This is a genomic window from Methylobacterium mesophilicum (assembly GCF_036441335.1).
GTDB lineage: Bacteria > Pseudomonadota > Alphaproteobacteria > Rhizobiales > Beijerinckiaceae > Methylobacterium > Methylobacterium mesophilicum_B.
Genome location: NZ_MLBW01000034.1, coordinates 656,959 through 669,905 on the forward strand (window position 1 = coordinate 656,959; position 12,947 = coordinate 669,905).

A 12,947-nucleotide genomic window follows, 5' to 3' on the forward strand; every position below is an offset into this window, starting at 1 on the left:
GGAGCCTCGCCCCGGCCGCCGCCTCGATCTCGGGGCCGAGACTCAGCGCAGGAGCTGGAGGACGCCCTGCTGGGCGGAGTTGGCCAGCGACAGGGCCGAGATGCCCATCGACTGGCGGGTCGACAGCGCCTGCGAGTTCGCCGCCTCCTGGTTCAGATCGGCGTTGGTCAGGTTGGCCGAGCCGGTCTGCAGCACGTTGATCAGCTGCTTGGAGAAGTCCTGACGGTTCTGAACCACCGACAGGTTCGAGCCCAGCGTGCTCGCCGCGGAGTTCAGGGTCGCGCCCGCCGTGGTCAGGGTCGCCAGGGTCTTGTTGACGTCCGCGTTCAGCAGGAAGTTGCCGAGGCCGTTCTGGCTGGTCGAGCTGTTCGAGTTGGTGATCGACGACAGGCCCAGGCCGTTCGAGGTCGCGTCGACCGAGGCGACGTTGAGGTTCGAACTGCCGGTGTCGTTGAACTTGATGTTCATGTCATTGCCCTTGCCGGCAATGAGGTTGACGCCGTTGTAGCTGGCGTCGCTGGCGAGCTGGGTGATCTGGTTGAGCAGGTTGTTGTACTGGTTCGCCAGCGAGGCGCGCTGGGCCGTGCCCGAGATCGACAGGTCGCTGGACACGACGGTGCTGGCGGCGGTGCCGTAGGTCGAGGCGGTGGTGCCCGAGGCGGTGAAGCCCAGCGTCGTCTGGCTGCCGGAGTTCTGGAATTCGACGTCGGCCTGGGCGTTCAGGACGATCTTGGTGCCGGTGCTGTCGACCGAGAAGATCGCGCCGGCGCCGAAGGCGCCGCTGGACGAGGTCGAGGCCGAGCTGACCGCGGCGTTGAGGGCGGCGACCGTCGCGTTGACGCTCGAGGAGCCGGCGATCGTGGCGGAGACCGAGCTACCGTTGATGGTCAGCAGGACCGTCTGGGAGGCGGTGCTGGCGCTGTAGGCGTTGGCGGCGGTGCCCGTGGTGGAGAGCTGGGTCGAGAGCGCCTGGTTGGCGATCGATTTCGCCTGATCCACGAGCTTCTGGATCGAGGTGATGCCCTGGTTGGCGGCCTGGATCGACTGGATGCCGTTGGAGATGCCGTCGAGGAGGGTGTTCAGGCTCGAGGAGCGGCCGTCGAGGGCCTGGGAGGTGAAGAAGTTGGTCGGGTTGTCGAGGGCGGAATTGACCGTCTTGCCGGTCGCGAGCCGGTTCTGGGTGGTCGCCATCAGCTGGGCGGTGTCCTGCAGCGAGAGCAGGTTCTGGCGCGTCGCGGCCGACAGGGTGATGGAGGACATGGATCGCTATCTTTCCAACCGGAGCAACCCGATTCTCGGGGATGCCTAAGAATACCGGTTAGGGTTAAGTCCGAATTAACTGCGCGAGTATTTCCGGCGAATCGGTAGCCTTACCGGGAAATGTACGCGCCTCGCGCGGAAGCCTGTCCCGGCCGGCCCGAGTGCGGATCGGGCCGGCCGGGATGCCAAAAAGACCTTGAACCACAGCACGCGCCGGTTTTCGAACGCGCGGCTCCGTCGAACCGGCCGATCCGTCGCGCCGCGCGCGGCTGGCTCAATCGAGCGCGTAGCCGAGCAGCCCTTCGGACGTGTGCCCCTCGCAGTCCGGCGCGGTCGAGACGAAATGGTCGCGCCCGCCGGCGATGCAGCGATAGATCGGGTGGCTGCCCGGCCTGTGCGCCGCGTAGACGTATCCGGTCTGCCCGAGGGGCGTCTGTCCCTCGCACCGCGCGTCCCGGCTGAGGAAGTGGTCCTGGCCAGCCGCGCAGCTCATCAGCATCGCGGTGCCCGGCGCCGGGAGCGACAGCACGGTGCCGACGCTGCGCTCGATCGTGTAACCCGGGCCGATATAGCCGGTCGTCACCCAGTGTCCGCCGGGCCCGAGGGCGCGCTGCAGGGGAAGGCGGTCGGCCTTGCTCGGCCGCCGCGCCTCGGCGATCCGCCACGTGCCGGGGTAGGGGTCGCCGCCCGAGAAGAAAACCGTGATGTCCGGCAGGAACGGCGTCAGGTAGCCCGCTCCGTCGCGCTGGAAACCGGGACTGTGGTTCAGATAGAAGCCGGTGACGTCGGAGTTCAGGTAGCCCAGGGGCGTCCAGGCCGCCGGTGCCCCGCTCAAGAGGGCCTTCAGCGGCATCTTGAACAGCCCCATCTGGTAGGTTTCCCGATCCGGATTGCGCACGGGATCCTTGCAGGCCACCTGCTGGCACGCGCGTCCGGGCAGCCCGGTGATGACGTAGACCTCGCCGGCCTTCGGGTCGTAGGCGAAATCCGAGTTCGGGTTGATGGTCGTGCCGTCCGTGGTGAGGTTGGGAATGCGCAACGGCGCCTCGAAATGCACGCCGTCTGCCGTGTGCCGGACGTAGAGATCCCCGAAACCCCGCACGCCCTGCGGGCCGGTGAGATCCGTCGTGACGACGAAGAGGCCCGACCGGCCGTCCGAGAAGGTCGCGGGCTGGCCGGTGCCGTAATTGCCCTGCGCGACTACGGGATTGATCGGCTTGATGACCGGGTCCGGGTAGTCGACCCACGTCACCCTGTCGTTCGAGAAGGCGAGGCCCGTCTGGTTGTTGTTGCCCGGCAGGTTGTCGGCGCCCGAATAGTACATCGCGTAGGCGTAGGTCTGCCCGTCCGCCGGATTGACGAAGCGGCCCCGGATCACGCTGGGATCGCAGACGTACTGCCGATTCCACGAGCCAGGCGTCGGCTGGAACACGATCCGCGCCGGCGAGAAGCCGCTCTCCGGCGTGTAGGAGCGATGGAAGATGACGTCGGTCTTGCCCTGGCCGCACCACCAGATGTCGGTCGTCCCGTTCTCGGTGATGACGCTCGGCGCGTAGTTGTAGCCGGCCGGGTTGGCCTCGTTGACGAACAGCGGCTGCGCCTCCGGCCCCTTCCAGCCGGCCTCGCCTCCGGCCGGCGCGACGAGCATTGCCACCATCGCGGAGACGGCGGCGAGCCTCGGCGAAACCACACCCGTCAACACGTTCACGCCCATCTCCCACTCCGATCCGCGCCCGAGCACGGCGCCCCGCGGCATTCCGGCCGAGGCTGACGACCGCAATGTGGCCGTCTGATATCCGGCGGCGCGATCCCGGGAAGCCGCGCGGTCGCGCGTACCGTCTTTCCGCCGCCGGACAGGCTCACGCGCCCGGCGCGGGCGGGGCGGGGCGCCGGCAGATCGGACGCAGGGCGCGGTCGAGCAGCGACTGCCGGCCGAGGATCATCTCGAAGAAATCGTACTCGCCAGGCCTGAAATTGGCTTTCAGAAATTGGAAGTGCATGTGGAAGGGTTTGAGGCGCAGACGCTTGTAGTCCTCCTCGGGTATACGGTCCTTGACCCCGGCAGAGCGGATGAGCGGATTGCAGGCCAGGAACGCCGGTCGTCCGAAGCCGAGATCGAAGATCGGGTTGAATCCGTAGCAGTTGAGCCAGTCTTGCGGGGCCTGATAGTCGCACCAGACGATGCGGTCGCTGAAGACGAGCGTCGCGATGTCGTCACGCAGCGCCTGCGCATCGCGCTGGAGCGCGACGAAGGGAAGACCCGAACCCAGCGTGACGAGGGACAGCCGCGGATGCGCGCGATCGTCGGTCCCGAGGCGCGCGAGGACCTGCGCGGCGACCTCGACCGCCATGGCGGCCCCGAGGGAATGGCCGACGATCATGACCTCGTCCGGCGCGTCCGCGGGGTTGGCGCGCCAGTGTGCCAGTTCGGCCAGAACACGCTCCCGGAAGGCGGCGACCCGCTCCGCGTAATCCGGTCGCCGACCGGTCGCGTGCTGCCAGAAGAAGATCCGGATGCTCAGGATGTGCCAGAAGAACAGGCGACCCAGCACCCTCTTGGCGCCGTACAGGAGCGTGGCAGCGGCGGCGGCGAGAAGCAGTGCCGCCCAGACCGTCTCCGACGGCGCCGACGGGCCGACGGCGGCGAAGATCGCGGCGCCGAGAGCGACCAGCAGGGCGGGGGCCACGAAGGCGACGAAGAACGGGAACGCGCTCAGCAGGGTGTAGGGCCATCCGAACCGGGACGTCTTGAAGAACAGTCCCTGCGCGAGGCCCGAGGCGACGCTGCGTGCCAGCAGCGCGAGCTTGCGCGCCACGGGGCGTGCGAGATCCGCGTGGATCAGATCGCTCCAGACCAGTGTCTCGCAGCGTACGGCCGCGCCGTCACCGTCGGCCGGCGCGCCGACCGTCCAGCTCCGGCTTAGCCCGTCTGGGTCGGTCCGGATCTCGGAGACCGCGCGCGGCATCGCCCCGAACCGGGTCGTGTGACGGTGGAGCTCGCGCTTGAAGAAGGCGGGAAAGCGGATGCCGCTGCGGGCGTCGAACCCGTGGATGAAGAAGACGTGCCGCCGCGCAACCGGCGCCGGATGAAGGTCTCTCAACTTGAAGGGCGTGAACGATAAGTAGCCGCGGACCATGTGATTGAACAGGGACGAGAGCACGAGACGGATTCGTGGCGGTCGACGGCGCCGGCAGGGGCGGCTCCATTGCACCATCGCGGAGGGCTCCACAACAGCGCGCCGGCGAAATCGGTTCCGCCGCTGGCCAGCATTCGTGATCCGGGCCGCGCGTGCCTCTGTGACCCGGCAACACCGACGGCGTCAAAAAGCGGCAGCGTGCTCAGGAAGAACTGGACTTGTGAAAACTGAGCCTCCTACGGTGCGGCACGCGGGGGCGGTGATCACGATTCGTACGAGTTTTTCCGGGGCCGTGAGGGCGCTTCGCGGCGGCGCCCTCCGACGTCACAAGATCGGCCACATCCAGGCCGTCCTGGACGCTGCGCCGAGCGGCTGCGTCGTCCTGGCCGGCGACTCGCACGCGGCTCACATGCTGCGGCCGGTCGTGTCCCGTCCCGTCCTGAATGTCGGGCTCGCCGGAGCGACGGCACGTTCCTATCGCCGTGCCCTCGACCTGCTGACCGCGCCCCTGCCGGCGTTCCTCGCGGTCCTGATCATCGGGACCAACGATATCCGATCACCGGCAGCGCTCGGGAGAGCGGCAACCGACGATTTCTCGAGCCAAGCGGACCGTATCGTCGATCGCCTCCAGGCCTGGACTCTCGACACGCTGGTCTCGGCGCTGCCGCCGACGCCGGTCTCGAAGACTTCCGAGCGCGTCCCCGAGGCAGTCGAGGTCTATTCCGATCTTCTCCGCGAGATGTGCGAACGCCGCGGCGCCTCATTCTTCGACCCGTTCGCGTCGCTGCGCGGCTCCCGTTTCGGGTTGGCCGAGGATGGCGTCTTCGTCGACGGGACGCATCTGCGGGATTACGCGGCCGTCGCCGCGCGCATCGCCGGCCATATCCGTGACCGGTACGGTGTCGAGCGTTACCTCGAGATCCCGCTTCCGGGCTTCGATGAGGAGTATTACACCAGCTGGTATGCCGACACGTGCCAGTATCCCCACGGTCCGGCACGACACTATCTCGATCTCGGCTGGCGCGAGGGACGCGACCCGAGCGGGCATTTCAGCACGGACGGCTACCTCGACGCGAATCCGGATGTCCGCGACGCCGGCGTCAACCCGCTGGTCCATTTCCTGGAGGTCGGTTTGGTGCAGGGGCGAACCGGCTGGGAGAAGGCGCGCACGCATCCGACGCGCTATCGCGACCCGGACCAGGACGTCTGAGGGCGGCGCTGTCGGCCGGCCGCGCCCACGCCATCGTGACCGCCATCGTCGTACAGCTGACGCAGCTCGGTGTACGCATGCGATCATGCGCTTCCTTCTCGCCATTCCTCTCCTCGTCCTCGCCACCGCCGGAGCGTCCGCCGGAGAGCCGCTCCTCGACGGCCCTGTCGTCGCCGGCGGTTTCGGGATGGGCGGCTCGGACTATTACGGCGATGTCCGCAGCCGGATGCCGTTCACCGGCGAGGCGCCGCCGCGGCCGGTCGGGATGGCCGACATCGTGCGCGTCCGGGCGGCCCGCGCGCGCGCCGCGACCGCCTCCCGGCGGAAGGCGCCGCATCGACCGTCTCATCGCGGCTGACAGCGTCCCGGCTCAGCCGATCGGCACCGACCGATCACCGAGAATGGGGCCCTGACGGTGGGCCGCGGGCGCGTGGACGCGGTCGAAGCGGCGGATCAGTGCCGGTATCGTTCGGCCAGGGCCATGAGGGCCTGGGCGAGTTCGGTGAGGTTGGCGGAGGCGGCCTCGACCTGCCGGGTGCCGGCCGCCGTCTGCTGGCTGGCCTGGCGGATGTTCTGCAACGCCCCCATCACCTGCTCGATGCCCAGCTGCTGCTGGTTGGTCGAGGCCACGATCTGCTGGAACGTCTGCACGTTCTCCTCCACCCGCGCGGTGATCTCCTCGATCGTGCGCTGCGTCGTGTCCGAGCGCGTCTTGCCCGCCGCCGCGCGCTTGACCGCCTCCTCGGTCAGCATTCAGTGCCGGTATCGTTCGGCCAGGGCCATGAGGGCCTGGGCGAGTTCGGTGAGGTTGGCGGAGGCGGCCTCGACCTGCCGGGTGCCGGCCGCCGTCTGCTGGCTGGCCTGGCGGATGTTCTGCAACGCCCCCATCACCTGCTCGATGCCCAGCTGCTGCTGGTTGGTCGAGGCCACGATCTGCTGGAACGTCTGCACGTTCTCCTCCACCCGCGCGGTGATCTCCTCGATCGTGCGCTGCGTCGTGTCCGAGCGCGTCTTGCCCGCCGCCGCGCGCTTGACCGCCTCCTCGGTCAGCATCACCGACGTGTTGATGCCCCGCTGGATCTCGCCCAGGATCCCCCGCACCTGACCGGTCGCCGCCTTGGCCTGGTCGGCCAGGAGCTTCATCTCCGAGGCCACCACCGAGAAGCTGCGCCCGCTCTCCCCGGCCGCGGCCGCCTCGATGGCCGCGTTCAGCGCCAGCAGGTGCGTGCGCTCCGAGATGTCGTTGACCGTCTCGATGATGTCGCCGATCGTCTGGGTCTTCTCCGACAGGCTGACGATGTTGCCCGCCACCGCCTCCGCCTGCTCGCGGATCGCGTCCATGGCCTTGGCGGTGTCGGACACCGCGCGCAGACCCTGGCGCGAGGTCTGCGCGGTCGCCTGGGCGGTGGCGATCACCTCGGTGGCGCGCTTGGAGATCTGCGCCCCCGAGTGGGTGATCTCGTCCACCGTGGCGGCCGTCTCCTGCACCGCYGCGAATTGCTGCTCGACCGAGGCGGCCTGCTCCTGCGCCGAGGCCCGGATCTCGGCCGCGGCCGCGTTCAGGTCCGCCGTCGCCGCGCGGTTCGTCCGCGCCAYGTCCGAAAGACCCGCCACCATRGTGTTCAAAGTCGTGCTCAGACGGCCGATCTCGTCGCGCCCGCCCGCCGCCAGCTGACCGGACAGGTCACCCTTGTGGGCCGAGACCTCGAGCCGGTCCTGCCCGCGCCGGGCGAAATTTCTTCGCGAGGTCTGCGCGGTCGCCTGGGCGGTGGCGATCACCTCGGTGGCGCGCTTGGAGATCTGCGCCCCCGAGTGGGTGATCTCGTCCACCGTGGCGGCCGTCTCCTGCACCGCAGCGAATTGCTGCTCGACCGAGGCGGCCTGCTCCTGCGCCGAGGCCCGGATCTCGGCCGCGGCCGCGTTCAGGTCCGCCGTCGCCGCGCGGTTCGTCCGCGCCAGGTCCGAAAGACCCGCCACCATTGTGTTCAAAGTCGTGCTCAGACGGCCGACTTCGCCGCCGGTGCGAACATCCAGCGTGCCCGACAGGTCGCCCGCGCCGACCTGCCCCACGAAGCCCATCACCCGCACGAGTGGCCGGACGATGAGGCGGTTGATGGCGATCCCGATGCCCAGGCAGATCAGCAGCGTGATCAGCGTCCCGCCCCACAGCGCGAGGCTCTCGTTGCGCTCGCCCCGGGCGACGCGCTCGGCCAGCGCGGCCCGCACAGCGCCTTCGAGCCCCTCGATGGCCGCGAGCTTCTCGCGGAATGTATCGAACAGCCGCTTGCCCTTTCCGTCCGCCTCGATGTTGACCGCCTCGTCGCGCTTCGACGGATCGGCCGCGATCCGCACGGCGACCTCGCCGACCTCGGTCTGCCAGCTGCGGGCCGCGGTCACGGCCTCGGTCAGCAAGCGTGTCCGATCGGGATCCTGGCCGATCAGAGTTCTGAGCCGGTCGATCGCCTCGTCCAGCGCCTGACGGCCCGTTCGGTAGGGCTCCAGGCTGCCGTCGCGGCCGGTGATCAGGTAGCCGCGCAGTCCGGTCTCCTGATTCAGCATGGCGGCGCGGAACCCGTCGAGGGCACGAACCAGCTGGTTGGACCGGCTCCGCGCATCGGTCGCGTCTCGCAGCTGATCGGCCGTGATCAGGACCGCGCCGCTGCTCAGGACCGACACCAGGGCGATGACGCCGATCGCGCCGCCCAAGATCCGGTTGAGTCCCAGCGTTTGGGGCATGGTCTGATTCACCCTGGTCGGACCTCCGCACGGCCCTGGTTAGGCCGCGGCCGAGGCACGCACGCCTCATAGCGCCGCCGCCCGACGGACGCGAGCCGGCAGGCCGAGCCTCTCCCGCCATCACCGACCGGCGCGGAGCCCTTACCTGTGGACCGGGCTCGCTTTCCTGGGCATTCCGGCCGATCCGGCACGCCAGGTCGAGGTCCGATATTTACGCATTGTAAACCGACAAGCGACTTGTACTTGTGCAAGCCCGTGATCGTGCATGCATCTAAATAACGATCGCCGCAGTTCCCGATCGTAAAGGTTTCTCAGAGGGCGTTTGCGTCACGCGCGATGTTGATTTCTTTCCTGATCGATACCGATCGCAAAGCGGATCCGCTCGACGCGAACCTTCGGGCGCGCGCCCGGGTCGAGCAATTGGACGTCGCGCTCCGCCTGGTTCCCTTCACGATCCTCGTGAGCCTCAGCGTCGTACAGGTGATCGTCTACCTGTTCTGGAACCCGGAGAACCGCGTCTATCTCGCCGGACTCGAGGCGCTCGTCCTGCCGCTGGCGGTGGTCTCCCTCCATCGGTGCTGGCGCTGGCGCTCCCGACCCAAACCCCTCCAGGTGCCGTCCTCGTTCGTCCAGGGCGTCGTCCTCGCCGCGCAGGCCTACGGATTCCTCCTGGCCTCGATTCCGGTCATGCTCTTCGCCGGGGCCGACGCGCACGGGCGGCTGCTGATCGCCTCCAGCATCGCGGGCCTGATCGCGACCGGCATGAGCGCGGCCGTGCTGCCACGCGTCGCCATCGGCTATTCCGGCCTGATCATCCTCGGCTCGTTCATCGCGCTCGCGACGACCGGGGAGCCGTTCTACATCTACGTCGCGGTCCTGCTGTTCTTCTACGCGATCTTCATCTGCTTCACGATCCTGCATCTCAGCCGACTCCTGACGATGCGGGTCATTGCCCAGATCGAGCTGGAACGGCAGCAGGAATTCACCCACCTCCTGCTCAACGAGTTCGAGGAGAGCGCCAGCGACTGGCTGTGGGAAACCGATGCCGACCTGCGCCTCCAGCACGTCTCGCCGCGCCTGATCGAGGTGGCCGGCTCCTCCGAGCGCCAGCTGATGGGCCTGCCGCTGGAGCGGCTGCTGCTGCCGCCAGTGGCGCCGCCCAGGAGCCACTCGAGCACCGCGCTGTGGGGCTGCATCGCCGAGCGGCGCGCCTTCCGGAACCTGCACCTGCAACTCGACATCGCCGGCGAGCGGCGGACATGGTGCCTCAGCGGCAAGCCGACCTTCAACCGCGCCGGCACCTTCTCGGGTTATCGCGGCGTCGGCTCCGACGTGACCGAGAAGCGGCGCTCCGAGGAACGGCTGTCGTACCTCGCCCTCCACGATTCCCTGACCGATCTGCCCAACCGCGTCCTGTTCCATCAGCTCCAGGAATCGGCGCGGGAACGGCTCGCGCAGGGGGACCGGTTCGCCGTGCTCGCCCTCGACCTCGACGAGTTCAAGAGCGTCAACGACACCTTCGGCCACGCGGCCGGTGACAGGCTCCTGAAATCGGTCGCCGAGCGGCTCAGGAGCTTCGAGGCGTCCGATGTCCAGCTCGCCCGTCTGGCGGGCGACGAGTTCGCGGTCCTCGCCACCGGCCGGAGCGCCCGGGACCTGCACGCGATCGAGGCCCTCGCGAACGGCATCGTCGAGGCACTCGCGTCGCCGTTCACCATCGACGGCATCCGGCTGACCGTCAGCGTCAGCATCGGGATCGCGATCGCCCCGCAGGACGGGTGCCAGGAAATCATGCGGCGGGCCGACCTCGCGCTCTATCGCATGAAGAGCGAGGGCCGGAACGGCTACCGCTTCTACGAAGCCGAGATGGACGAGCGGATCGAGGCGCGGCGGGCCCTCACGGCCGACTTGCGGGGCGCGCTCGATCGGGACGAGTTCGTCCTCTACTTCCAGCCGATCGTGGCGGCCAAGGAGTGCCGCGTGCGCGGATTCGAGGCGCTGATCCGCTGGAAGCACCCGGTGCGCGGCTTCGTCTCGCCGGGCGAGTTCATCCCCCTCGCCGAGGAGACCGGGGTGATCATACCGCTGGGCGAATGGATCCTGCGCGAGGCCTGCCGGGTCGCGGCCGGCTGGCCCGGGGATGTTCGCATCGCCGTCAACCTGTCTCCGCGGCAGTTCCGGCACTCGGACCTGACCCAGCTCGTCCGCTCAGCCCTGCGCTCAAGCGGGCTGGCCGCCGCGCGCCTGGAACTCGAGGTGACCGAATCGGTGTTCCTGGAGGCCACGCCGGCGATCAACGCCACGCTCTCCAAGCTCCGCGAGATGGGCGTGCGGCTGTCCCTGGACGATTTCGGAACCGGCTACTCGAGCTTGAGCTACCTGCGCCGGATCGCCTTCGACAAGATCAAGATCGACCAGAGCTTCGTCCGGGACCTGCCGCAGGAGCGCAGCGCGGCGGCAATCGTGAACGCCATCATCGACATGGCGACGGGCCTCGACATGACAATCACCGCGGAGGGCGTCGAGACGGACGCGCAGCGCGCCTGCCTGCTCGAGCAGGGCTGCCACGAGTTCCAGGGCTACCTGTTCAGCAAGCCGCTTCCGGCCGAGCAGGCCGCGGCGCTCGCCCGCAGCCGCCAGCTCCTCCCGACGGCGGTCCGGGCGGCGTGAGGCACGGTCAGACGCCGAGGGGCGCCACCCCGGTCGGGCCGGCCTCGCCCTCGACGGCGTGCGGCGAGGTCTTCGGCCAGTATGGCAGGAAGCCCTCGATGATGGTCCGCGGGATATCGAGGGGCCGGTAGTGGACGGTGTCCACGAACATCAGCGACTGTTCCCCGCGCCCGAGCAGGCCGTTGACCTCGCTGTGAATCTCGTGCGCAAGGGTCACGAATTTCCGGTTATGGCTCGCGATCGAGATGCGCACGGTGACCGGCTCGAATTCCATCGCCTCCCGGCGGAAATCGTGATGGAAGGATTTGGTCAGGATGTAGAAGTCCGTGGCTTTGAGGTCGAAGTTTGGCATGCAGATGTTGAAGAACAGCTCGCGCGCCTTGCCGACCCAGCGGACGTAATTGGCGAAGTAGACGTTTCCCACCGAGTTGGTGTCGTCGTAGGTCGGGATCAGCCGCAGCACGAACCAGTGCCCATCGAATCCGTGTGATGCCACGGCGTCCGTCTGGTCCGCCGCGACGGGGACCGGCACGGGCGCCGGCCGCGGCACGCGCTCAGCCGCCGGCATCAGCTCCGCGACCGGTGGAGGAGCGCGCCAGCCCGTCATCTCCGCGATCATCGGGAGGGCACCGATCAGGCCGATGAGCGGCGCGATCGCGAGAAGCGCCCAACTCGGTGCCAGCCAGCCCGTGACGAAGATCAGGCACGCCGTCGCGCCGATCATGGACGTGAGGACCGGGTCGTACCGGCGCGTCGCGCCGAGCGTCTCGCAGACGAGGCAGGCCGCCGCCCCGACGAGGAGCGTCGCGAAGGGCATCATCAGGTAGAGCAGCGAGAGGTTCGCCCAGACCGCCGCCGCCGCGGTGGCGAGCGCGGCTGCGAGAATCCAGACCGGCGACGCCACCAGTCCGGCCGGAACGAAGGCGAGAAGCGGCGAGTTGCTGCGCGCCGTGACCGAGTTCCCGAGCCAGCGCGTGGCGCTGTAGAAGCTGTCGATCGTGGTCGCAGCGGCGATCGCCGTCCAGATGACGAAGGCCGCCGTGACGCCGGGAGCGGAGTCGCGACCGACCGCCTGCGCCAAAGCCGCGTAGGCGCCCGGCAGGCCGTCCGACGAGACGACCGGCGCGCCGAATCCCGCCCGCGCGGCGAGCAGTGCGTTGATCGTCAGGAGGCCGAGGAACAGGAGCGCGCCGGTGACGTAGGCCGCGCGCACCGACCCGCCCGTGCGCCGGATCTCGACGGCGCGCTGCCAGTGCTGGATGTCCATCCACGGACCGAGCAGGAAGCCGACCAGCGAGGGGACCACCAGGCCGTAGAAGCGCTCGTCGAACGCCTGGAGCGGGACCTCCCAGCCATCCTGCCGCACAGACAGGCCACCGAGCAGTAGCGCGCTCGCCGCGAGCCATAACGCCAGCGCCCCGCCGTGGATCACCCGGATCCCGCGCAGCGGGACCGCGTGACCGATCGAGCAGGCGACCAGGACCAGAGCGATCACGCCGACGGCGGCGGCGTGGCCGAAGAGCGGGAGCCACGCGTAGGCCGCGAAGCCGAAGACCGTGATCGCGACGGCGAAGAACTGGGCGCCCAGGAACAGGAGGGCGTAGGGACCCTGCACCGCCGCCACGATCGCGTCGAGGTTCCGGCGGGGCCCGCCGAGCACCCAGCCAAACAGGCCGAGACCCGCGGCATTCGGCAGGGAAAAGGCAAGAAACCCGAGCCAGCCGTAGGTGAGCGTCACATGGATCGCGTAGAAAAACCCGAGCCCCCAGAGCCACGACAAAGCAATCGTGGGCGCCCAGGCCGCGGAGCGGATGAACTGGGAAGGCATTGTGGCTGCAAGCGCTCCAGACCTAGAGCTGCAATAGCGTATCAGATTCGTTTCGGGAATATGGCTGGTTCGAAAGAAAGCGGATATAAGATATCCATTAACGGAA

The 12,947-nt window shown here is 68.6% G+C and carries 8 protein-coding genes and 1 pseudogene; 3 read left to right on the forward strand and 6 right to left on the reverse strand.

The features are described from left to right. Positions 1-42 precede the first annotated feature (42 nt). The 3 genes from MMR14E_RS23800 to MMR14E_RS23810 all read right to left on the reverse strand — a co-directional run bounded on the left by MMR14E_RS23800 (position 43) and on the right by MMR14E_RS23810 (position 4,421). Positions 43-1,260: a flagellin gene (locus tag MMR14E_RS23800; protein WP_331317695.1), complete on the reverse strand. Its 1,218-nt coding sequence runs from the start codon at positions 1,258-1,260 to the stop codon at positions 43-45. 274 nt (positions 1,261-1,534) lie between these two features. Next, positions 1,535-2,974, reverse strand: coding sequence for a hypothetical protein (locus MMR14E_RS23805; protein ID WP_331317696.1), 1,440 nt, complete (start codon positions 2,972-2,974; stop codon positions 1,535-1,537). A 145-nt stretch (positions 2,975-3,119) separates the two neighbouring features. Further along, complete coding sequence (locus tag MMR14E_RS23810) at positions 3,120-4,421, reverse strand: lipase family protein (RefSeq protein ID WP_331317697.1); 1,302 nt, start codon at positions 4,419-4,421, stop codon at positions 3,120-3,122. A gap of 112 nt (positions 4,422-4,533) precedes the next feature. Here MMR14E_RS23810 and MMR14E_RS23815 point away from each other — a divergent pair, with 112 nt between their 5' ends. Both MMR14E_RS23815 and MMR14E_RS23820 read left to right on the forward strand, forming a co-directional pair. Beyond that, a complete protein-coding gene (locus MMR14E_RS23815; protein ID WP_331317699.1) occupies positions 4,534-5,607 on the forward strand; it encodes an SGNH/GDSL hydrolase family protein in 1,074 nt (357 codons plus the stop codon). 85 nt (positions 5,608-5,692) lie between these two features. Then, positions 5,693-5,965: a hypothetical protein gene (locus MMR14E_RS23820; RefSeq protein ID WP_331317700.1), complete on the forward strand. Its 273-nt coding sequence runs from the start codon at positions 5,693-5,695 to the stop codon at positions 5,963-5,965. 95 nt (positions 5,966-6,060) lie between these two features. Here the strand turns inward: MMR14E_RS23820 and MMR14E_RS23825 are convergent. Together MMR14E_RS23825 and MMR14E_RS23830 are read right to left on the reverse strand one after the other, a co-directional pair. Further along, a pseudogene (locus MMR14E_RS23825) lies at positions 6,061-6,360 on the reverse strand (hypothetical protein); the annotation flags it as partial. Beyond that, entirely contained in the window at positions 6,361-8,343 is a 1,983-nt protein-coding gene (locus MMR14E_RS23830; RefSeq protein WP_331317702.1) for a methyl-accepting chemotaxis protein, read from the reverse strand. Positions 8,344-8,679: 336 nt separating this feature from the next. On the opposite strand from MMR14E_RS23830, the gene MMR14E_RS23835 reads away from it, so the two are divergent. Next, positions 8,680-11,013, forward strand: a complete 2,334-nt coding sequence (locus MMR14E_RS23835) for a putative bifunctional diguanylate cyclase/phosphodiesterase (protein ID WP_331317703.1) — start codon at positions 8,680-8,682, stop codon at positions 11,011-11,013. A gap of 7 nt (positions 11,014-11,020) precedes the next feature. Here MMR14E_RS23835 and MMR14E_RS23840 read toward each other — a convergent pair whose 3' ends face one another. Beyond that, entirely contained in the window at positions 11,021-12,841 is a 1,821-nt protein-coding gene (locus tag MMR14E_RS23840; protein ID WP_331317705.1) for a thioesterase family protein, read from the reverse strand. Positions 12,842-12,947: the final 106 nt, after the last annotated feature.